This window comes from Bhargavaea cecembensis (genome assembly GCF_001619585.1).
GTDB classification, from domain to species: Bacteria; Bacillota; Bacilli; order Bacillales_A; family Planococcaceae; genus Bhargavaea; species Bhargavaea cecembensis_A.
This window is the reverse complement of sequence record NZ_LQNT01000009.1, coordinates 831,080-854,318: the sequence shown is the minus strand read 5'-3', so window position 1 is coordinate 854,318 and position 23,239 is coordinate 831,080. Positions and strand designations below refer to the sequence as shown.

General features: G+C 53.6%; 17 protein-coding genes. 16 read left to right on the top strand and 1 reads right to left on the bottom strand.

The features are described from left to right. Window positions 1-312 precede the first annotated feature (312 nt). From AV656_RS16330 to AV656_RS07705, 15 genes are all read left to right on the top strand, one after another. Window positions 313-816: a hypothetical protein gene (locus AV656_RS16330; protein ID WP_156484817.1), complete on the top strand. Its 504-nt coding sequence runs from the start codon at window positions 313-315 to the stop codon at window positions 814-816. A 493-nt stretch (window positions 817-1,309) separates the two neighbouring features. Further along, window positions 1,310-2,713 carry a hypothetical protein gene (locus tag AV656_RS07770; protein WP_063180549.1) on the top strand — a complete coding sequence of 468 codons (1,404 nt, stop codon included), beginning with the start codon at window positions 1,310-1,312 and terminating at the stop codon, window positions 2,711-2,713. Window positions 2,714-3,148: 435 nt separating this feature from the next. Beyond that, window positions 3,149-3,694 carry a competence protein ComK gene (locus tag AV656_RS07765; RefSeq protein ID WP_063180548.1) on the top strand — a complete coding sequence of 182 codons (546 nt, stop codon included), beginning with the start codon at window positions 3,149-3,151 and terminating at the stop codon, window positions 3,692-3,694. 274 nt (window positions 3,695-3,968) lie between these two features. Further along, entirely contained in the window at window positions 3,969-5,159 is a 1,191-nt protein-coding gene (locus AV656_RS07760) for a M20 metallopeptidase family protein (RefSeq protein ID WP_063180547.1), read from the top strand. Window positions 5,160-5,391: 232 nt separating this feature from the next. Beyond that, window positions 5,392-6,243 carry an alpha/beta fold hydrolase gene (locus AV656_RS07755; RefSeq protein WP_063180546.1) on the top strand — a complete coding sequence of 284 codons (852 nt, stop codon included), beginning with the start codon at window positions 5,392-5,394 and terminating at the stop codon, window positions 6,241-6,243. Between the two features lie 50 nt (window positions 6,244-6,293). Then, window positions 6,294-7,238, top strand: coding sequence for a diguanylate cyclase (locus AV656_RS07750; protein ID WP_063180544.1), 945 nt, complete (start codon window positions 6,294-6,296; stop codon window positions 7,236-7,238). Between the two features lie 240 nt (window positions 7,239-7,478). Beyond that, window positions 7,479-8,303: a response regulator transcription factor gene (locus tag AV656_RS07745; protein WP_063180543.1), complete on the top strand. Its 825-nt coding sequence runs from the start codon at window positions 7,479-7,481 to the stop codon at window positions 8,301-8,303. Then, window positions 8,300-9,277: a HEAT repeat domain-containing protein gene (locus AV656_RS07740; protein ID WP_063180540.1), complete on the top strand. Its 978-nt coding sequence runs from the start codon at window positions 8,300-8,302 to the stop codon at window positions 9,275-9,277. The genes AV656_RS07745 and AV656_RS07740 overlap by 4 nt, the downstream gene beginning before the upstream one ends. A 54-nt stretch (window positions 9,278-9,331) precedes the next feature. Continuing rightward, window positions 9,332-10,753, top strand: a complete 1,422-nt coding sequence (locus AV656_RS07735; protein WP_063180538.1) for a glycosyltransferase family 2 protein — start codon at window positions 9,332-9,334, stop codon at window positions 10,751-10,753. Next, the gene (locus AV656_RS07730) at window positions 10,750-13,935 is read left to right on the top strand and encodes a hypothetical protein (protein ID WP_063180536.1); all 3,186 of its coding nucleotides are present in this window, start codon (window positions 10,750-10,752) and stop codon (window positions 13,933-13,935) included. The genes AV656_RS07735 and AV656_RS07730 overlap by 4 nt, the downstream gene beginning before the upstream one ends. 317 nt (window positions 13,936-14,252) lie before the next feature. Beyond that, window positions 14,253-14,990 carry a polysaccharide deacetylase family protein gene (locus AV656_RS07725; RefSeq protein ID WP_197462220.1) on the top strand — a complete coding sequence of 246 codons (738 nt, stop codon included), beginning with the start codon at window positions 14,253-14,255 and terminating at the stop codon, window positions 14,988-14,990. 61 nt (window positions 14,991-15,051) lie between these two features. After that, entirely contained in the window at window positions 15,052-16,467 is a 1,416-nt protein-coding gene (locus AV656_RS07720; RefSeq protein ID WP_231877249.1) for a polysaccharide deacetylase family protein, read from the top strand. A gap of 30 nt (window positions 16,468-16,497) precedes the next feature. Beyond that, window positions 16,498-18,354, top strand: a complete 1,857-nt coding sequence (locus AV656_RS07715) for a glycosyltransferase family 2 protein (RefSeq protein ID WP_063180530.1) — start codon at window positions 16,498-16,500, stop codon at window positions 18,352-18,354. Continuing rightward, entirely contained in the window at window positions 18,341-19,960 is a 1,620-nt protein-coding gene (locus AV656_RS07710) for a polysaccharide deacetylase family protein (RefSeq protein WP_063180528.1), read from the top strand. The genes AV656_RS07715 and AV656_RS07710 overlap by 14 nt, the downstream gene beginning before the upstream one ends. A 15-nt stretch (window positions 19,961-19,975) precedes the next feature. Beyond that, window positions 19,976-21,268, top strand: a complete 1,293-nt coding sequence (locus tag AV656_RS07705; RefSeq protein WP_063180526.1) for a nucleotide sugar dehydrogenase — start codon at window positions 19,976-19,978, stop codon at window positions 21,266-21,268. Window positions 21,269-21,489: 221 nt separating this feature from the next. Here the strand turns inward: AV656_RS07705 and AV656_RS16325 are convergent, their stop codons facing one another. After that, entirely contained in the window at window positions 21,490-21,654 is a 165-nt protein-coding gene (locus AV656_RS16325; RefSeq protein WP_156484816.1) for a hypothetical protein, read from the bottom strand. 129 nt (window positions 21,655-21,783) lie between these two features. Between AV656_RS16325 and AV656_RS07700 the strand changes: the two genes are divergently transcribed. Beyond that, complete coding sequence (locus AV656_RS07700; protein WP_063180524.1) at window positions 21,784-23,145, top strand: YecA family protein; 1,362 nt, start codon at window positions 21,784-21,786, stop codon at window positions 23,143-23,145. Window positions 23,146-23,239: the final 94 nt, after the last annotated feature.

Genomic DNA, 23,239 nt, shown 5'->3' with positions numbered 1-23,239 from the left:
ATCGATGCGCTGATCCAGGTCGGAATCGACGTCGGCATCAGAATTGGCACGGGAACGTACCCTTGACCTCGAGTCGGTGTCGACATCAAGATCGACATCGATTCTGGAATTGCCGCTGTTCGTGACACGAGCCCTTGTGACGCTGGTGTTCCGGTCGCTCAGACGGACATCGGTATCATTGTCCGCATCTGCCCGGGAACGGGAGCGCGCGTTGTTGTCGAAGTCGATGTCAACGTCTACATCATTGTTGTTTCTGTTAAAACGATTACGGCGCCGGTCCCGATCCTCGAAGAACGAGCTTTCCCGGTTCCGATGGTTATCGTTGAAGCTGGAGCTCTCTCTGTTCTTATCATCCTTGCGTTTTTTGCGACGCTTTCTGCGCCGGTCCTGATTCTGTTCAAAACAGGAGCTTTCCCGGTTCCGATGGTTATCGTTGAAGCTGGAGCTTTCTCTGTTTTTATCATCGTCGCGTTTTTTGCGACGCTTTCTGCGCCGGTCCTGATCCTGTTCAAAACAGGAGCTTTCCCGGTTCCGATGGTTATCGTTGAAGCTGGAGCTTTCCCTGTTTTTATCATTATCGCATTTACAGCGTTTTTTACGGTCCTGATCCTGTTCAAAGCTCGAACTTTCCCGGTTTCGTTTGTCATCCTTAAAGCAGGAGCATTCCCGGTTTTTGCACTTGCACCTTTTTTTCCTGTGCCGGATTCGATCATCATTGAAATTTCTGCTCATTGGTTTTCCCCCCTTTCCAACCCCATTGTATTCAGCTGGGTGAGCCTGGAAATAGGCCGTCATTTAGGTTTAAAGGGGGGATAGGTTAAGCGCACAGTTATTTCTCATATGGGCTCTTGGAGGAAGGTGACGGTTTTATATAGTTCAATATAGTTTTAAACTTTGGGATGAAGAGTAATTTGGATGCTTGTCCAGATGGATTTTAACTTCCTGGAAGGACGGTTGACTGATGGCATTTTTTATAGAAATCGGTCCACTCTTGCGAGATAAGGGGCAAGCTGTCGATTCGCTGAATTTCATGTAGAAAAAATACGAAATGTTCGGTCTATTGTTCTATATTTTCAACGTTATTCGAATGTTATGATAGAAAAATATCAGGAGTTTTCTCATGGGGAATAGGAGACAGGAAAGGGATTGCCCGAGAAGGTCGGACGGAGTCACAAGATGGGATTTTCCGAAGGACCAGAGCCGTCGGGAACAAGGTCATTTCGACAATGCCTGCAAAGTTTTCTTGATTGCTGCACCGAGTCATAAAACGTTGATCACAGGAATGGGAATGGAGAGGAGACAACCGGTAATGAATGTGGAATCGGCTCGTCGGAAGCAGGCGTTTCGGTCATCCGGGGAAGAGGGAAGGAATCCGGCGGGTGTGGAGGAAGCATTGGTCTCCCCTTTAAGGATGAATTTTGTCAATCAGGCAGTGCATCTGTATTCAGGCGAGTTTTCGCTGGAAGACGGGGGAGAGGTCTTTCAGCTGAATGGCCAGGTCACGCTTAAGTGGTATCCGGAATTAAAGATTGAGTGGGTCGGTACCATCACCGGTCTCGGAATCCCCGCGGAGAAAGCGGAAAACCTGTTGGAAGAATCCGTTTTCCGTACGTATCGGCTCAAGACGCCTACCGGTTTCCGGGGAGAGGCGTTCATCAATCGGTTTAACATGGAGAGAGCCGAATTGGCCGGCTCGGTCAAGAATGCGTTCAGCCAGCCGCTCAGGCCGGCTGAACGCGTCCATTTCTCGGTCGTGAACTTTTATGGGACAGCCGGTGAACCGATCCGCCACCTGAACCTGATCTACAGGGGAAGAATGCGGGTCCGCCACGGGATATACCGGCTCACATTCGACCAGGTTCATAACTACGATGAGACGTATCGCAGCCTCGACGAATTGGGCGGGTACGGGGTGACGCATGCGGGTCTGATCGAACGGACTGACAGGCAACCGGCTGATCCGAAGACAATCAACTTGCTGATTGACGCACTGAATTGGGCTTTGTCCTTTAATGCGGGACGGTCTGTCGGCATCTGCAGCATCCACGGCAGTGATGCATCCGGAGGTATTTTCAAGCAGTATCGGGTACCGGCTGTTGACAGCTGGAGGAACCAGGCCAACTGGTGTCCTGGCGTGGAAAATGATCCTGAGGACAAGCTGGGCCGCCTGGTGGAAAGCGTGATGGATAAATTCATGATTCCACATTGGCAGCAGACGTTGCCCCGGCTGTTGCAGTGGTACCTCAGCTCCAAATCGTCCGGCTTCACGGAGAATCGTCTCGTATCTGTACACGCCGCGTTAGTGAAACTCGCATGGAAAGTGCTTGTCGAAGAAGAGCAGGCCATATCGGCCCAGGAGTTCGAAAGCTACACGGTCGATATGCAGATCCGCCGGCTTCTTCAGTTTTGTTCCATCCCGGCCGCCATCCCACGGCACACCATCAGGGTCGGAGGCTACGTGGACGGACCGCAGCTGATTGCCGCCTACTACAGGGAAACCATCCATGCAAATCAGCGCAACCTCCAGGCCCTCAGCGAGCGGGACAAGGAAGCCATCCTTCAGCTCGGGATTCAATATCTCGAACTCGCGCTTCTCCACTTGTTTGGATACAGCGGACTGTACAATAACCTGCTGGTTGGCGGCGTGCACGCGGGAAGATTGGAACCTGTTCCTTGGACAAAGCGGGCGGACAGTCTCAAAGGATACAGCTGAGAATTTAAGGGGCTTTCCGCTGATGCAGTAATGACATAACTTGGACGGCAAACGGCCAAGACGCCGGAGACACCAGAGACACCAGAGACACCAGCCTGAGGCAAGCGACCAGATTCCTGGCGTTTGCTTTTTAATTTTCCGGCGGCAAAATTTAGCAATTATCAACTTTAATTGTCAAAATAGATAGACTTTTATCATTCGATTTATCTATAATGAAATCAGAAAAGGAATCATCACTCATTTATTCCAATGATTTGGATTTTTGTAGGTCGTTCGCTTCCTTGTCAGTCCGGTTCCTTTTTCTTAGTCGAGGAGTGTGAGGTGAGGGGGATGAAGCGGGGAACCGCGGTCTGTATATTGTTCTTTTGCACCAATGGCGAATGAACATTTTCAGAACAGAAAGTGGGGAAAAAACAGATCAAAGGGGATGGGGGCATGAGTAATGCCATGTTCATCATTGGACAGGAGACGATGGGAATTGTTCCGGAGTATGATGCTTTTGGGGACCTGCACGCCAAGGTGCTGCTGCTGGATGAGTATGTCACGGTCGGGGAAAGCCCGACGCAACTGATTGACCGCACACTACGGACTCAGGGAACCAGTTTCCGCGGTGCGCGGGACGGCGCCAATTACATCCTGTCGAGAACACATAACACGCCCGTCCGTATCGAGGGGGAGGAGACAATCATACTCTTCCCGACCACTTCACCTTCGCGAGAAGACTGTACCTGGTTCGCCCTGCACCATATCGATCGCTATGAAGCGGTGGAGAAGGGGAAGATTTGCGTGACGCTGACAAACGGCCATACCGTCACGCTGCCCATCAGCAAGTTTAGCTTCCACAATCAGTTCCAAAAAGCCCTCCGGTTCAAATACCAGCTTGTTGAACGGCGGCTGGCCCGGATGTTGCTCGTCCGGGAGCCGAAAAAACGTTACCATCTCGTCAAGCGGGAAGGACAGCGAAACTTCGAAGACAACTGAACCATGCCCCTGCTCAACGGAGAGCAGGGGCTATTTTTATTCGTATCTGTCGCATTCAGCCCTAAGGGACCTTTTTAAATGGAAAAGATCTTTGGGGAGCGGGTTGGCCCAACCGACCACTTCTGAGCGGAGGTCGGGTGAGACGGTGCTGAAATGGGCGGAAGAATTCAAAGGCAGGAGCGGAGAGTGGGAACTCATACATATCTCCGGGAGGTTGGGGTAATGGAAAGATATCGGGAGATAAAATCCAAACTCAAAAAGAACGGAGGATTTGATGGAGATCCAGGCAATCGTTGAAGAGATCCAAGAGGAAATGATCGGAATCCGGAGGCATATCCACACGCATCCGGAGCTGAGCCATGAGGAATACGAGACCACCAAATTCGTGAAGGAACAGCTGAAAGATACGTCGATCGAATGGCAGGAGCTTGGTCTTGATACAGGGGCGATCGGATTGATGCATGGAAAGGCTGGTGAAGGACCGGTCCTGATGCTGAGGGCGGACCTGGACGCGCTGCCGCTCATGGAAGAATCCGGTGTCGATTTTGCATCTGAGAAGCCGAATGTCATGCACGCATGCGGCCATGACATCCACACGACCGTGCTGATCGGAGCGGCAAAGGTGCTCGAGCGGACACGGGACGAATGGAAAGGAACGATCAAGTTCGTCTTCCAGCCTTCCGAAGAAAAAGCCGGAGGCGCAACGGAACTGATCGAGGCGGGGGTACTTGAGAATCCGAAGCCGGATCATGCGGTGTGCCTGCATACCTGGCCATCGACCGATGCCGGAAAAATTGGGATTCGGCCAGGTCCGATGACTGCGGCAAACGATACATTCGAGGTGAAGGTGAAAGGCACGGGCGGCCACGGCGCTCATCCGGAGAAAGCCGTCGACCCCGTCCCAGTCGCGGGTGATGTCGTGGACCTGTTCCAGCGCATCATCTCTCGGAATCTGTCGCCGTTCGATCCTGCCGTCATCACGGCAGGACAGATCGACGGGGGCACGGCCAATAATGTCATTGCAACGGATGTAAAGGTGTCGGGTACCGTGCGCACATTGAGCCACGTGACCAGGGACTACATCAAAAAGCGGATGAAGGAAATCGCCCACCATGTCGCAGCTGCCTCGAATGCTGAAGCCGAGGTTGAATTTAAGGGGGCGGGCTGTCCGCCGGTGATCAATGATCCCCACTTGACCGGCCAACTTGAGCAATCGCTTAAAAAGCATCTAGGCAAGGAGAATATTGACTTTCTCAAAGAACCGTCGACGGGCAGCGAGGACTTTGCCTATTATCTTGAGCAGATTCCCGGCATGCTGTTCCGGCTTGGCACAAGAAATGATGAAGACAGCCGCACGCATCTCTCACTTCACAATCCGGGTATCGTCTTCGATGAGCGGGCCATTCCGACAGGAATCATCGCCATGAGCGGATTTGCCATGGATTATCTGAACGGGGTTCAATAATGAGGAAAGCCGGCGGAAGGGCCCGGCTTTCCTCATTTTTTAATCGTCATTTTCCGAGCCGGAGATGACGGGAAATGCCGCAAGAAATGAGATTCCGAGTGCGAGGCTGTCAAAAAATAAGTAAAAAGCGCAGGAGTTCGTAACCCGGACCCCGAAAGACACTTTCAAGAAGACTAAGGCCAGTGATACTGTTAGGTAGAGTTGATGAACAATCATTTAAGTAGGTGAGAACATGAAAAACAAAGTGATGGAGCGGAACCACGTGACAATTAGCGGCTCCGGGGAACGGACTCTTGTATTTGGCCATGGGCTGGGCTGTGATCAGACGGTTTGGGAGCGGGTGGCTCCGGCTTTTGAAAATGGTTGGCGGGTCGTGCTGTTTGATTATGTAGGATCCGGCAGGAGTGACCGTTCACAGTACCGTCCCTCCGATTACAACTCTCTTGAAGGCTACGCACGCGACGTGATCGAGATCATTGATGCACTTGATCTCAAAGATGCGGTGTTTATAGGCCATTCCGTCAGTGCCATGATCGGCACACTGGCATCAATCAAACGGCCTGAAGCGATCGGCAAGCTCATTATGATCGGTCCGTCGCCGCGCTACCTCAATGCACCCGGATATCCCGGCGGCTATGAGCGGGAAGATGTTGAGGAGCTGCTTGAGCTGATGGAGCGGAACTACAAGGAGTGGGCGAAATATATGGCGCCTGCTTCAATGAAGAACACAGACCGGCCATTTCTTGCAGATGAACTGGAAGAACGGTTCATTTCAAATGACCCGGTCATCATCCGCCAGTTTGCGGAAGTGACTTTTATGTCGGATGTGAGGGATAAGCTGGCTGAGATAAGCATACCGACACTGATTCTTCAGGCACAGGAAGATTCTGTGGCCCCGATCGAAGTCGGGAAGTTTGTGCATGAACAGATTCCGGGCAGTACGTTCAGAGTGCTGTCGGCTAAAGGGCACAATCCTCATATCAGTGATCCGGAGGAGACCATCAGTGAAATACAGCGATACCTCAATCAAGAATCTGAAATCGGGACAAGCGTATCCGGCCGGAACCGCGGCGCCAGTTGGTAAGATGATCGGAAAGATGGCTGGGAACAGCCGGAAAGGCAGGGGCTGTTTCGATGGATGCTCAGTTGGACCGGGCACCGGTCGGCTATGTCGTCTTGGATAAAGAATGGAATGTTCTCGAGGTTAACCGGACTTTCCTGGAAATGACGGGTTTCAGATCACCTCCGGGGAAAGTGAGGGAAATGCTGACGGTGTCGGGCTGGGTCTATTTCCAGACCTTTTTCATGCCGGCCATTGAGCTTCACGGCCGAGTGAAGGAGATGGAAATTTCTATGCGCTCTTCAGATGGAAGAATGCCGGCTCTCCTCAGTGCTGCGGAAGCGGGCGGCTGTTATGAATGTGCAATCCTGCCGATGCCTGTCCGGGGGCAATACGAAGAGGAGATTTTGCAGGCAAAACGTGAAGCCGAACGCGTTCGGCTCGAAACAGAACAGGCGAATACTCACCTTGTGGGCTTGGTGCAGAAAATCGAGAATAAGCAGGCTGAACTCATTGAACTGACGGAACAGTTTCGTGAGATGGCCTCAACTGACCCGCTCACGGGTCTTGCAAACCGTCGTGCGTTCGAGAAGCATATGGAAGCCTTAAATGACATCACGTTTGCAGTAATCGCACTGGATATAGACCATTTTAAACAGGTCAATGATACATTTGGGCATGATATCGGGGATCAAGTGCTCAGACGTGTTGCGGCCGTGCTTGAGGATGTCATGGTTGAGACGGGAAGTACGGAAGGCATCCGTCTGTTTCCAGCGAGAATCGGCGGCGAAGAATTTTCAATCATTGCAGAGACCGCTTCAGAGAAGACTGCGGAATCAGTGGCCGAATCCATCCGGAAACGAACCGCCGGTGCCGGGGAGCCGGTGCCGGTGACCCTGTCCGCGGGCGTCGCCCTCAGACTGAATGGAGAGAACACAACTGTGCTTCTTAAGCGCGCAGACGAAGCGCTGTACCGGTCGAAGCGGGAGGGCAGAAACCGGGTAACGGTCGTGTCCTGACCGGAAAGGATAATAAGTGAATCATGATTATGATGGCCGGACAACCGGCCTGTTTTTTTTTGGCCTGACACACTTTAGAGAGGGAAGTGCCCGGGATGAAATGATACTTGTCGAAAAAACTTGCCCATTGTCGACATGCTTTTATATGATATTGGGAATGAACAGGAATTTTATTCCGTATGAAAGATAGATTTCCTGCCCGGCAGGGTAGTGGAGTAATAGGGAAAGGGAGGGTGACGGATGGTGCCGAACAAAACGGGGACACAGGCAGTTCTGAAAGAGCCTCACATCCAATATGTCTTTGACCTGCTAAAAGCAAATGCCCTGCGGGGCCGCCGTGTCATGGTGATGGTCCTGATCCGCGCGGAAAGTGAAACGGCTGCCGAAACGGCTTCCCGTCTCCAGAGCCTGGTCCGCTCGACTGACGTGCTATTTGAAACGGACCGTCCCGACGAGCGTGGGGTGCTGTTGCCGATGAGCGGAACGGATGAAGCAAGAGGCTTTCTGAACCGTCTGTTCCGGGAAGCTGGGGAAATGAAGGCGGCTGTCCTCGAAATCATCCACCCTGATACGGAACTTTCGACTTCACTGATGCGAATGCAATCGGCAATCGATAGTGAAGAGGAACAGGTTACGGTTTTGGACCCCTTTGGTCAGCGTCCGGATGAAGAAGTAAAAGTAAGCGTCCTCGATCCTGATCCGCTGTTCCGGGATGTACTCGGCAAGGCGCTCAGCCATCTGGATACACCAGGTGCACGGCTCGTGGTCAAGACTTTCGGAGACGGCCGGTCGTTTCTCGAATCGGGCTGGACAGCGTCAGCCCATCCCCATCTGATTGTCATGAATGACCTGCTGCCGAGGCAGAACGGACTCGATGTGCTGCATGCGCTCCGTTCCCTTCCGAATGACGGGAAGTTCACGATTCTGATGATGACCCGCAGGAACTCTGAAGAAGACATGACCTATGCCTATGAGAGCGGTGCAGACGGCTATCTGATCAAACCGTTCAACTTGAGGTTGTTTGAGGCGCAGGTCAAGCGGCTGCTGACGAGGTTATGGTCATGATTGGGGTACCGGTTACCGCCATATTCATTGGGGTTCTGCTGCTGTTCCTGGTGCTGGCGGTACTGACTGTCTACCTGTTCGCCGCCCGTGCTTTGCAAGATAGAAAATCGAAAAGGGCGGAAGCCTATCTGTCCCGAAACGGTGAAATCTGGTATCGCGTTCTTCGTGGATTTGAGCCGGCCCCGCAAGAACTGGTGCCGAATGATGAAGCGGAACTTGCCGCTGTGGAAGAGATTTTCCGTGCTTACCTGACGAACGTCACGGGCAACGGAATAAGAGAGCGGGTCCGGGCATTTGCGGATGTTCACCTGGCGCCGTTTTACCGGAAGAAGCTGAAGAGCCGCAACTGGAGTGAACGGATGAATGCCCTTTACCGGATTGAGGACTTTGGAATGGAGAGCCTCCTGGGCGATGTTCGCAAGCTCGATCGCAAGAAGCTGTCTGAGGAAGAGCGGTTTCAACTGTATTTGATCGAACTGCAATTCCGTCCGGACGGCTTCATGGATCGGACTGCCGGTCGTCTCGGATATCTTTCTGAATATGAGTCCCGCCAGCTGTTTTTTCTGATGCCGGAAAATGTGTTTGAAGAGGCTGCCGCACAGTTCGGCGAACTCGATCCCGTCCTGAAATTCGGACTGATTGAAGTGCTGGGAATGCAGCAGGATCTTATGAGGCTGCCGTTCCTTGAGGGGCTGCTGGACAGTCCGGATCCGGAGATCAGGATCCGTGCGCTCAGGGCAATCGATGCATTCGGCATCCGGACGCCAGATCAGATCCTTGAGCGTGCATTCGATTCACCCGTCTGGGAGGAGCGGTTCCTCGTGGCACGGATGCTCCGGAGGGTTCCCGCGGATGAGGCCGCCCGATATGCCTCTCGCCTGCGCAATGATCCGTCTTGGCTGGTCCGGGAAGAAATCCGCGCAGTGTTGGTCAGGCAGCGTTCCCCGGAGGAGAAATCGGCGGTCCTGCGTTAAGGGTGCCGCATATGGATGGAACAAATGAACAGCCGGTGAGAGGGAGAGGACAGGATGGAGAACACAATAGAGTGGTTGATGAAGTTTTTTGGAGGGGTCATTTTCATTTATATGGCCGTTGTCATCCTGGCCTACAGCGGAATGTTCCTGTTCGCTTTTCTTGACCTGAAGCGCCAGCGCCGCCTTGACCGCCGTGAACTCGATGACCGTTTCATCGATGCCTTCTATTCCAAGCCGGTCACGATTCTGGTGCCGGCCTATAACGAGGAAGCAGGCGTGGTGGGGAGCATTCATTCGCTCCTCAATCTGAACTACCCCCAAACTGAGTTGCTCGTGATCGATGACGGCTCCACCGACAGAACGGCTGAGATGGTCATCCGGCGGTTCGACATGGTGCGTGCGGATAAGCCGTCCGAATCCAGGCTGGATACGAGGCGGGTATTGGATGTGTACCGATCCCGTATCCATCCGAATCTTTGGCTGATCAAAAAGGAAAACGGAGGCAAAGGGGACGCGCTCAATGTAGGGATCAATTTTGCGCGTTATCCGTATTTCTGTACGATAGACGGGGACTCGATCCTGGACGGGAATTCACTTCTGCGGGTCATGAAGCCGATTATGACTTCGGGCGGTAAAGTCGTTGCTGCAGGAGGAAATGTCCGGATTGTCAATGGAATGGCCGTCGACCATGGTGTCGTGTCGGACATCCGGCTTTCGGGACGGCCGCTCGTCGTGATGCAGGTCGTCGAATACCTGAGGGCCTTTCTTATGGGGCGGATCGCCCTGAGCAGGCTGAATATGGTGCTGATCATATCGGGTGCTTTCAGCGTGTTTTCGAAGAAATATGCCTTTGAAGCCGGCGGCTATAACACGGAAACGATCGGCGAAGACATGGAAATGGTCGTAAAGATCCAGCGGCTCATCAAGGATAAGAAAATGGATGCGAGGGTGGAGTTTGTGCCTGATCCGGTCTGCTGGACAGAAGCACCGCAGTCACTCGCCGTTCTGCGAAGACAGAGGAGGCGGTGGCATCAGGGGCTGCTTGAGAGCCTTTGGCGGCACAGGGCTATGACCCTAAATCCGAAGTACGGCACGGTCGGAATGCTGTCGATCCCTTATTTTTGGCTGGTCGAATGCCTCGGGCCGCTGATCGAGTTGGGCGGTTATCTGTATGTGATCGCCGCATTCTTCATGGGCGGCATTTATTATGAATACGCCGTGCTGCTCATGCTGCTATTCATCTTGTATGGAACCGTATTTTCCATTGGATCGGTGCTGCTGGAGTCCTGGAGCCTGAATGCCTTTCCGAAAAGGCGCGATGTGCTGCGCATGATGGCACTGTCGCTCACGGAGGTTGTCTGGTACAAGCCGCTGACCCTGTTTTGGCGGGTCGAAGGGCTTGTCCGGTCCATGTTCCGCATCCGTTCCTGGGGGGACATGGAGCGGGTCGGTGCAACAAAGGGGATGTCTGAATGAAAAAGTTCTATCTGATTGTCGCTTTGGCACTGATTGTCCTGATCCTGCCGGTCATCCTCTGGTTTGCAAAAGACAGCCGGACGCTTTCGGTCACCGTGATCGACAAGACGGTACCTGATGAAACGTACCGGGAGCATCTTGGCCTGATGTGGGCGATGAACCATTTGAAAGTTGTAAGGCCGGATGGCAAGCCGTATAAAGCGGCCCGGGATTATGCAGGCTTCGTCCCGGACGAGGAGAGCCAGACTTATGAGGTGCGGACTCCCGCCGCGGATTACAAGGATACGGATGTTCTTTACATAGCGGATACCTATGGCGTTTACCGGGAAGACCTCCCTTGGGAGGAATCGGAACGGTCAGGTGCCCGGTCAGAGAAGATTGATGGCGGCCTTTCCCTTGAGGAGTGGGATGCAGTGGAACAGAGGATTCAGTCCGGTGATCCGCTGCTTCTGATCGCCGAATACAACACATTCGCCTCGCCGACCGGAAAAGAAGTGCGGGACCAGGTGATGTCACGTCTCGGCGTTGATTGGGATGGCTGGACAGGCCGCTTTTTTGAGGAACTGGACTTTCGGGAGAACAACGAAATCCCATTATGGCTGGTGGAGCAGTTCGGGGAGGATTGGTCATATGAAGGGCCGGGCTTCCTGCTGGTCAATGATCTGACCGGTGAGGTGGTGGTCCTGGAACGTGACTTGCACCTTACGGGAGAAGGTATCCGGCTGTCTTTCACTGAACAGGGAGAGGATCGGTTTGGCATCGGCGGCAACCCGCGGTATGACTATTGGTTTGATATTGTAACGCCTGCCGATGGCGGTCAGGTACTTGCGGGATATGACTGGGGGCTGACTGACGAGGGGCGCCGCCTTCTCGGTGAAAATGGAATCCCCACGGAGTTCGCTGCAGTCGTCTCGAAAAGGTCGGGAGCAACTGAAAGCATTTATTTTGCCGGGGACTATAATGATGTGCCATCGGTTCCGAAGTTTTACCAGATGCAAGGACTTCCTCAAGTTTACCGTGTGCTGAATACCTTCTCCGACCAATCATTTTATTGGTCGGCCTATGTGCCGATGATCCGTGGGTTGCTGGACGAATTCGGAAAAGAGGAAACGGGAGCCGTGCACGGCGCGAAAGCGGAGGGGGACGGCGGGGTGTATTCAAGAATAACTGATGACCGGCTGGAAGTGTTTGAAGACGGGGAATGGAAGCCGATTACGGTGAAGGGTGTAAATATCGGTATGGGCAATCCGGGCCACTTCCCGGGCGAGGCGGCCATCACCGAGGAAGAGTACGCACGCTGGTTCGAGATGATCGGGGAAATGAATGCCAATACCATCCGGGTCTACACACTCCATCCGCCGGGCTTTTACCGGGCACTAAAGGCATATAACGAATCGCACGATGATCCCTTATATGTCATGCATGGCGTCTGGATCAACGAGGAAAAGCTTGAAGAGTCCCTGGATGCGTTCGAGGAGGAGAATCTTCAGGATTTCCGTGAGGAGATGCTTCGGATTGTGGATGTCGTCCATGGAAACGCGGATCTTCCAAAGCGTCCGGGCCACGCATCGGGCTATTATGATGCCGACATTTCACAGTGGGTGAGTGCATGGATGCTCGGAATCGAATGGTACCCGTATACGGTGCAGGGGACAAACGAGAAACACGCCGGAATCGGTGACTTTGACGGGAAGTTTTACCGGACGGAAGGTGCCCGGCCGTTTGAATACTGGCTCGCGGAGCAGATGGAATGGCTGACGGCCTATGAACACGGAGAATATGGAACGCTCCGTGCGATGAGCTTCACAAACTGGGTGACGACCGATCTTCTGGATCACCCGGCCGAATCCGCCGAGCAGGAAGACCTGGTCCCGGTCGATCCGAACCTGATTTATCCGAAGGGAGAGATGGATCGGGCCGGCATATTCGCGTCCTACCACGTTTATCCGTACTATCCGGACTTCCTGAACTACGAGCGCCGCTACCTGGAATTCCGTGACCATCGCGGTGAGCCGAACAACTATGCCGCCTACCTGAAGGAATTGCACGAGGCGCACCGGATGCCGGTCCTGATTGCGGAGTTCGGGATTCCGGCCTCCCGCGGGAAGACTCACGAAAACCCGTTCGGCTGGAATCAGGGCTTCATGTCCGAACAGGAGCAGGGAGAAGTTTTGAAGCGATTGTATGAAGATATCCTGTATGAGGGGATGCTCGGCGGCCTTGTCTTTACCTGGCAGGACGAATGGTTCAAACGGACATGGAACACGACGGACTACGATAATCCTGACAGACGGCCGTTCTGGTCAAATGCCCAGACAAATGAGCAACAGTTCGGCCTCCTGAGTTTTGACCGGCTGAAAGTGAAGGTTGACGGGGATGTATCCGACTGGAGCCTGGAACCGTTGTATCGAAAAGAGGACGGACCGATCCGGGCCGTGTATGCCGATCATGATGAGCGGTATCTGTATGTGCGGCTGGATATGGAATCCGAAGCGGAAGGGCATCCGGTTGTTCTCTTGGATACGGTGCCCGGTCAGGGCAATACGACGATCGAGGGGATAAAGGGCGGCCCGGCACTTTCGGATGGCCTGGAGTTTATCGCGCAACTAAACGGCGAAAAATCACGTCTCCTGATCGATCCGTACTATGATTTACACCATTATCTGTATGGAAAGAAGCTCGGCCTGATTCCGGACGTCGAACGGGTGAATGACAGCGGCCGATTCATTCCGATCGAATATACCCTCAATAAGGAATATCATGTTGCTAACGAGGATCGGACGATACCGTTCGCAGCTTATGAAACAGGGGAACTGCGTGAAGGGAACGGCAACCCGGAATCGAAGGACTACGATTCCCTGGCTGACTACTATGCAGGGGAGGGCGTGATTGAATTGCGTCTTCCATGGCTTCTTCTTCAGTCGAAGGACCCGAGCATGAAAGAGTTCATGGGAAATCTCGCGGAAGACGGGGAATCGGCCAGTGTCATCATCGAACAGATTGGCCTCGGGGTACTGGTGGTCGGAGAAGACGGCAAGGTTATTGATTCCCTGCCGGAGGCCGAGGAAGGAAAAATGGGACCGCTCAAGGGATACACCTGGGATAACTGGGATCTCCCGGAGGCGGAGGAACGACTCAAGCAGTCTTATGAGATCATGAAAAATGCGTTTAAAGAAGAATAAGATAGAAGAAAACCGGCCGGCGGGCCGTTTTTTTTCTTTCAGAAAGTCATAGCAGACCAAGATGCCAGAATAATGACGTAGTTAACCGCAATTCCGGTAAATGAGGCTGCCTTCGGGCGGCCTCATTTTGGTGGGCGCTTGTCCATTCAGGAGGTTTTACTCCGCGAAGGAACCAGTCCCGGTCTATGCGTTGGTCCATGCCTGGGAAGATGGTCCCGAATATAGATAAGACAGTGGTGCTTCTGCATCCGAGAGAGAAAGGTTGTGATGGTATACGTAAGCTCATTTGGGTCACCGCCATCTCCGGAGTTCTGCTGGTGGCATGCTGCCACAAAGACAGTCCTGACCAGGCAGAACCTGAGGTCGTGGTCGAGCACGATGAACCAATTGCCGTCGAATTCAATCAGTTGGCATTCAACGATGACTTTCAGGAAGCGGAACCGAAGATTATTGATAGGTTCCCGATTGAAGACAAAAAGGTTGTGCTTACCTTTGATGACTGGGCGAGCGATGAGACGGTGAACGAGGTGCTGTCCATTCTCAGGGAGCATGGGATCCGTTGCACTTTCTTTCTGATTGGGGAGGGTGTTGAACGAAATCCAGGGTTGGCCAGGACCATTCTGGAAGACGGGCACGAGATTGCCAATCATTCGTATTCCCATCCTGAGCTTCCAGGGCTTTCGCTGCGGGAGATTCAAGAGCAGGTAATCAGGACGGATGAGGTGCTTACAGAGGCAATCGGTGAGGCGCCAGCCAACTATGTCAGGCCGCCGCGGGGGAAGCTGGACCACGAAACGGCACAGAAAGTCACTGCAGCCGGAGTGGATTATATCATCCAGGTCGGCGTCTCTTCAGATGACTGGAATCCGGCATTGACTGACCAGGAAGTATGCGAACGGGTGATGGACGGCGTTCAACCGGGCAGCATCATTACGATGCATATCCTGGACAATGCTCATACCGTCAGGGTCTTGCCGGGCATCTTGGATTGGCTGATTGGCCAGGGATATGAGTTCAGCACGGTCGGGGAAATGATTTCGGAGACGGGTTTATAGGCATTGGACTATGGAAGGTAACCGCCAATTAAATGATCAAATTTTGGGAGGTGACGAAAACATGAGATGGAGAGTGGGTACTGTAATCAGCCTCCTTGCAGTCTTGGTGTTCGCCGGCTGCCAGGAAAAGCCGGCTGATGTGGAGCAGCCGGAAGAAGAGAATTTGCCGCCGGCCGTTGTAGTCCCCGAGCCGAGCGCAGAGACAAAGCCTCCGCTCCGCATCATCCTGACGACGGAAAAGTCGATGGCGCTAACCTTCAACGGAATGGCGGACCGGGAGACAATGGAGCGGTTGCTTGATGCGCTGGATTTGGAAAGCGCGAAGGCCACCTTTTTCGTTCCGGCAGTTAGGGTTGCAGAAGATCCCGAATTGGCAAAGGAAATCCTTGAACGGGGACATGAGGTTGAAAACGGCACCCTGAACAATGTCCTGCCGAATGGGCTTGACTTTGAAGAGGCCTACAGGGAAGTGGAATTGGCGAATCAGGTTTTCAACGAACGCTTGGGAATTACTCCGAAATATGTGAGGACGCGGAACGGTGACACCTCCGACACCTTTGAACAGGCGGCTGCCGAAGCGGGATTGGAATTGGTGATGAACACAATCGGCCCTAAGGACAGTGAGATGAAAACAGCGGTGGAAATCACCGGCTATATCGACAGGTTCATGGTGAGGGGCGCAATCATCCAACTGAATGCGGCAAACCCTGCAGTAGTTGATGCCGTTCCGATGATTGCCCGGATGGCAGAGGAGGAAGGTTACGGTCTGACGGCCCTGGGAGAGCTGGCGGAGACTTCTTACAGAGAAGATTACTACAAATCAAACGGGCTGGTTTTCAACAAAAACTTCGAAGGGTCTAAACCAAAAGTGATCCGAAGCTTCCCTGTTGATGAGAAAGTCGTAGCACTGACATTTGATGACTGGGCGAGTGACCGGACAATCTCCAAGGTGCTTGAAATTTTGAAGGAGAACGACATCAAATCAACGTTCTTCCTGATCGGCAGGGGCGTGGAGGCGAATCCGCAGCTTGCCAGGCTGATCTTGGAGGAAGGGCATGAGATTGCGAGTCACACATATTCGCACCAATTGGTCACGGAAATGCCGCTGCGGGATCTGCAGGAAGACCTGATCAGGGCAGATGAAGTGATTGCGGAAGCGATCCGGGAGACGCCGTCCAACTATATGCGTCCGGCACAGGGAAAACTCGACGACGAAGCTGCCATGAAAATCACTGCCACCGGCGTGGATTATATCCTGCTGTATGATGTCACGTCATTTGACTGGAACATGAACCTCAAGGAACAGGAGGTTTACCACCGGGTCGTGGACCATGTGCAGCCCGGCAGCATCATTACGATGCATATCCAGGATGAGTCGCACACGATTTCGGTACTTCCAAAGATACTGGAGGAGTTGAAGGAAAGGGGTTATGAATTCAAGACAATCGGAGAGCTTCTCTCCGAGACCGGGCTTTAAGGGACCAAAAAGAAATGTGGGGAGATAGAAATGGCTACCGGCCAAGAAATACTGGCCCGCCCGAGGGAGGACAGGAGTCTCCTGCCCAATGTCCCGGAACCGCCCGGGAACCTGATTGCTGTGGACAGGCGGGGATTCCCTATGGGGGAGGAAATGCCGGCGGAGCTCCACCCGAATGCCGTTCAGGAATGGAAGGACAGCGGACAGCGCTATGAGGCGGACTTTCCGGTTCGGGCCAGGTTCAGCACAGATGATCATCAGGACCGGTTCATGAATGCTAGATGTGTGGAAATATCAAATACGGGGATGCTCATGAGAATTCCCCGTGATCAAGGCAGGGACCTCGCCAAACTGACAAAAGGAAAGTTCAGGTTTTCAGTGCCGGGAGGGGTCATGCCGGAAGGCTGCGAGTCCAGAGTGAACATCGGAGCGGAAGTTGCAAGGACATTCAGGAAGAGGGGGGAAGGCGGAGAGGATTTCTACGTCGCCATCCGGTTTGAACGGCCGCTGAAAAAACATCATGATCGGCACCGCTGGCGGTTCGCCGTGCCTGCAGCCGGATTCCTCCTGATGCTGGTTGTGTCACTCGTTGTTCTGATGCGTACCGAGAGCTTCGTCTATTTCAGGTTCCATCAGTTCCTATACTTGTATAGTATCATCGCCGCAACATTCCTTTTGAGCAGGTATTTGTTCGGCAGCCTGTATCGGAATGTCCCGCTGAATCCCAGGTATGAGCCGGGAGTTTCAATCATCATCCCGGTGTTTAATGAGGAACAGTGGATAAGCCGGACCATTGCAAGCTGTCTGGACCAGTCGTATCCGGCTGGGAAATTGGAGCTTATCATCGTCGACGACTGCTCGACGGACGGAACGGCAGCGGAGATCCGAAAGACACTTCGCGAGATCCACCGGTACGGCGAGCGGTTCGGGACGAGGAATCGGGTCACCTTCATGTCTTTAAAGAAGAACTCGGGTAAACGTGAGGCGCTGATCCGCGGCGTGAGACATGCAAAGCATGACCTCGTTGTGTTCGTCGACTCCGACAGCTTCCTGGAGCCGAATGCCATCCGAAACCTTGTCCAGCCGTTCCAGGACCCTGATATGGGCGGAGTGGCCGGCCGTACCGAAGTGGCCAATAAGTTCACCAACTACCTGTCAAAGCTGCAGACGGTCCGCTACTACATTGCATTCCGGATCATGAAAGCGGCAGAAGCATACTTCGACGCGGTGACTTGCCTGTCAGGACCGCTGTCATGCTACCGGAAGGACCTGGTCCTCCAGTATGCCGACGCATGGCTGAATCAGCGTTTCCTCGGGCATCCGGCAACATTTGGAGACGACAGGAGTATGACGAACTATATTCTGAAGACGCATCGGACCGGTTACCAGGACAGTGCGGTCTGCTCGACCATAGTGCCGTCAACGGGGAAGATGTTCCTTCGCCAGCAGATGCGTTGGAAACGATCATGGCTCAGGGAATCGCTCCGGGCACTGACGTTCATGTGGAAAAAAGAGCCGCTGATGTTCCTGTTCTTCCTGGTCGGGCTCATCGTTCCGATTGCGGCTCCAATCGTTGTGCTCTACAACTTCGTTTACATTCCAATCTTCCACGGGTTCTTCCCGTCCACTTTCATTGTCGGCCTCGCTCTGATGGCGATGCTGATGAGCTTCGCTTACTTATTCTTCAGGAAAAGCAGGCTCTGGGCCTACGGATTCGTCTTCGTCCTCTACTACACGTTTATCCTGCTCTGGCAGATGCCAGTCGCCTGGGTGACGTTCTATAAGTCGACGTGGGGGACGAGAGATACGCCGCAGGATGTTGCCGCCGGGAAAAAGCGCGGGAAACGATGGCCGCGGAACGGGAAGGCAGGGGATGGAGATGAGTAAGAACCACAGGTTCGCCGTGCTCGATCCCGACCGGGAAAACCGGAGGAAGAAAATCCGTTCGGTGATCCAGGCAGCCATCATCGCCCTGCTCTCCTATGTCCTCGTGCAGGAAGTGTTCCTCATGAAGACTTACGAGCAGCCGAACGCACCTATGGTCAATGATGAAGGGTTTATCGCAATCAGCTATCCGGGAGCCTCCCGGAAAGGCGATGAGAGCAGCGTCTCAAAAGATGAGCTGAGCACCCATCTGTCAGCCCTCAAACGCCTCGGGTTCGAAACGGTATCTCAGAGGCAAGTTCAGGAGTTTTACAGGTCCGGCTCTCCTTTGCCGGAAAAAGCATTGTACCTGTCATTCGAGGACGGCCAGAGAGACACTGTGGTCTATGCCCAGCCGGCTCTTGAGGCCCTTAATTACAAGGCTACCCTGTTCACCTATGCCAATCATCTGGTCTCTGATGACCGGAGCTATCTAAAGCCAAGCCATTTAAAAACAATGATCAATAGCGGTTACTGGGAGATGGGGACAAACGGGTACCGCCTTGCCTATATCAATGTGTTCAACAGTGAAGGGGGCTACATCGGTGAACTGAATGCCGAGGATGTGTCGGCTGACATGGACATTGTAAGGTCCAACCATTCGCTGATGGATTTTCAGCGGGATGAAAACGGGATTCCGAAGGAAAATGCTGATCAGATGAAGGAACGGATCAGCGGTGAATATGCGCATATGAAGGCGATGTATACCCGGGAGTTCGGAGAGTTGCCGGATGTGTATGCAATCTCGCGCCCGGACGCTCTGTATCATGGTATGCACCCTGCAGTCGAAGAGGTGAATGACCAGATGATCCGGACCTACTTCAAGCTCCATTTCAACAGGAGCGGAGAATTATTTAACGGTTCGGACGACAGTGTCACGGACCTTACCCGGCTCCGAGTCGGATCGGACTGGCCGGTAAACCACTTGCTGATGACAATCAGGGAGGAAGCCGGGGTGCCGGTGTCGTTCGAAACGGGTGATCCGGGGAAAGCGGACCGGTGGACGATCCGGGGTGGTGTCGCGGAATTTCGCGGGGAGCAGGCCGTCCTGACGTCTGAGCCCGGAGCGGAAGTCACTGCACTTTTGAAGGAACCGCTCCCGGCGGATGCCATTGTGCAGGCTACATTGGGCAAAGGCGCTGCCCTGGGTGTCGCGGACAGAACAGGAGAGACGGTCCAACTGACAGTTGAAGAGGGGCAACTTGTCGCCAGGCAGGAAGAAAAATTCATTTCCAAGCATCAGTTGTCAGGTAAAGACGTCATCCGGGTCCGGCTTGAGGTACGTGAGAACGTGCTGCATGTCCGGGTCAATGAAGGGATGGACTTCACGATTCAAACAAAGGACCTGGATCTCGAGAAAGGCTACCGGCTGCAGTTGGCAGGAGTACCCGAGGGGCCTGTCCCGGAAGATGAGGAAATGACGATCGTGGATGCGGTCTTCACGAATCTCCTGATTACAAGCGGTGACAGTGTCCTTTATTCGGATGCTCCCTCGGGATTTGACAAGATGAAAGACAAAGTGACCGAATGGTTCAGTCACATAATTGATTCCCTGACGGACCGGTTTTGAAAGGAGGGGGGATAAATGGAAGAAAACAAGATTGCGGTAATCGGGCTGGGTTATGTCGGCCTTCCGCTTGCGGTTGAATTGGCCAAACACTATGAGGTTGTCGGTTTCGATTTGAACCAGGAAAAAATCAAAGCATACCGGGACGGGATCGATGTCACTGGAGAAGTAGGCGGAACTGCATTAAAGGAAACCCGTGCACGACTCACATCTGATGAAAAAGCACTGAAGGGATGCAATTTCTTTATCGTGACCGTTCCGACGCCCCTGCATCCGGATCGTACCCCCAATCTGGAGCCGGTCAAATCCGCCTTCCGGACGGTGGGAAAACATCTGTCCAAAGGGGCGATCGTAGTCCTGGAGTCGACGGTCTATCCAGGGACGACGGAGGAAATCGGTGTTCCGATACTGGAAGAGACCTCCGGGCTCACCCTTGGAGACGGCTTTAAAGTCGGCTATTCCCCGGAACGGATCAACCCGGGTGACAAGGTCCATACGTTATCCACTATCATAAAGATCGTTTCTGCTTCCGATAAGGCAGGACTGAAGAGAGTGGGCGATGTATACCGTTCGGTTGTCAAAGCGGGCGTTTACGAAGCACCGTCTATCAGGGTGGCCGAAGCCGCCAAGGTAATTGAAAATGCACAGCGTGACGTGAACATCGCGTTCATGAACGAGCTTTCGGTGATCTTCAACCGGATGGGGATCGACACAGCCGAGGTGCTGAAGGCTGCCGGTACAAAGTGGAATTTTCTCCACTTTAGTCCCGGACTTGTCGGCGGACACTGCATCGGCGTCGACCCGCATTACCTCATCTATAAAGCTGAGCTGCTCGGCCTTGCACCGCTAGTCGTTCCTGCCGGCCGGGCGGTTAATGAGGGGGTTGCCAAGTTCGTGGCGGACCAGATGGTTCGGGAACTTCTCCGCGTGCACGGCAGCATCGGTACGGATACACGGGTCGGCATATTGGGATTTACATTCAAGGAGAACAGTCCGGACAGCCGCAACACGAAAGTCGCCGACCTCGTCCGGGAGCTCAAGCGATACGGGTTTGAGGTGGTCATTCATGATCCGATCGCCGATCCGGAAGCGGTCAGGCGGGAGTATGGTTTTGAACTTGCCGAGAAAGATTCCCTGCGGAACCTGGATGCCGTGGTCATCGCCGTCGGTCACGACGCTTTCCGCGGAACAGGATTTGTACCGGAGATCCGCTCGATGCTGAAGGACGGACGCAGGATGGTCTTTGACCTGAAGACTCTCTATCCCAAGGAGGCATTCAGGAAGATCGGGCTCGAGGTGTGGTCGCTGTAAGGGTGGGGATTTTGAGAACAAACAGGAAGCCGGCCAGGAGGGCCGGCTTTTCTGATTGATTCACATTTTAGCGTGTAAAAGGAGACGCTGGGGACGATGTAAAATGTGATGGCGAGTGAGTTGCCGAGGCGTGAAGGAGTTCCTATGAACTGTCAGTGATTCGTAATAGGAAGAAGGCTGCGTTCCTACTCGGCGTGGACAATGAAAGGGGGCGCCGCGATTCAATCGTCTTCGTCCTGTTCGTCTCCATTACTCCCGAATACGATGGCAAAAATGATCGCGACTCCGAGACCGACGGCGAAGCTATCCAAAGCGGTGCCGATCACGAGGCCGATCAGGGCACCGAGGAAAAACCCGCGGGAGTTGGTTTTCTTAAGCTTGTCCATGGGGCCTCTCCTTTCGTACAGGGTTTCTTCCATTTTCTCATAGAAGCAGCGCAGAGTGAATGATTGAAGTCGCCCGGGTTATTCACGTTATAATGAAGAGACTTGGAATGGACGGAAGGGGTGTGCCGGATGGACAGGCAACTGTTGATGGACTATATCGTATCGGCAACTAATTTATATGGCGTGGTACCTTACGAAAAAGTGGCCGAAATCTATACGGAACAGACGGGCGACAGGGTAAGCGCGGAACAGGTGCGGATGCTTGCTCGGGATTCTGAAGAAGAAATGGGTCTCGTTCGTGCGGAATCCGAGTTCCTGGCACACGATACGGTCATGCAGGACAACGAAGCTGATCTGTATTTTGGAGTGACGAAAGGAAAGGCGTTTTATGTGCCGGAGGCGGAGGAACTGCTGCAGTACCGGGATGGCAACTATGTAGAGATGACGGCACAGTCTCAGGCGCTGGGGAAATTCGCGAAGGATCGGCTTGGATATAGTAAAGGGGAAGTCTCGGATCTTCTTGGATGGATTCGGTCTGCCGCAAATGAACCTGCAGGAGATGCGTTCCAGAACCTGATCGCCGCACTGAGGACCGGGAATGATACAGAGAAGCTGGATCCGGACGACTTCGAAAACCTGATGCGCTATGCCGCCCATATGTACAATCACATCCGGAGCTGGGCACACCGTGGCCACACGCCGTATGAGATGGGAGAAGAAATTCTTCTCGGAATGCCGCGGCCGGAGCTGGAGGAGGATGTGCAGGAAAAAGTCGACTACATCCTGGCACTGACCCACCTTTGGGGAATTGCTCCGGTCACGAAGGTCCGGGAGATCTACAATCAGCAAAACGGCACCGCACATGCGGACTCTGACTTCGCTGCGGTGCTGAAAGATCCGTCCGCGGCGGAGTGGCTGGACCGCGGATTCGTCCACGTGAAGGGCGACCGGTTTATCCACGAAGAGCTGTTGGACCCAGAGCAGTTCGATTATTACTCAAAGCAGGCGAACGGCAAGCCGTATTACGTGCCGGATAAAGAAAAACTGATGCTGTATGTCGATGCGGACCACTACGAGGTAACAGCTGAGCTTACTGCATTCCGCAAGTTTGCTGAACGGAAGCTGTTTAGGGGCGAGGAGGCTCGTGCCATCAACTGGGTCGACTACGCACAATATCTCGCCGCTTCCAATACGACGCCGGCACAGGCGATGGGTCTGCTGCTGGATGACGAAGGTATCGTATTTGATGATGATCAGCAGGCGAACGAACTCATCGGCCTGTACTTCGACATGGTGAACGCGACCCGGATGTGGGAAAACCGTGGCCACACGCCGAACGAGCTAAGAGGAAGCGGGGAGCTGAAGGTACTGTCGGGCGGAGCGTCAGGCACAGCTGGCGCCGGACAGCAGGCTGTCACGGAGAAGGCCGGACGGAACGACCCGTGTCCATGCGGGAGCGGGAAGAAATATAAGAAGTGCTGCGGGAAATGAGTGAGGATAGGAAACAATCTCGTCATTCATGCATCCAGTTTCGTCATTCACAGGCGTAAATTCGTCACTCGACCGCTTAATTTAATCATTCGCG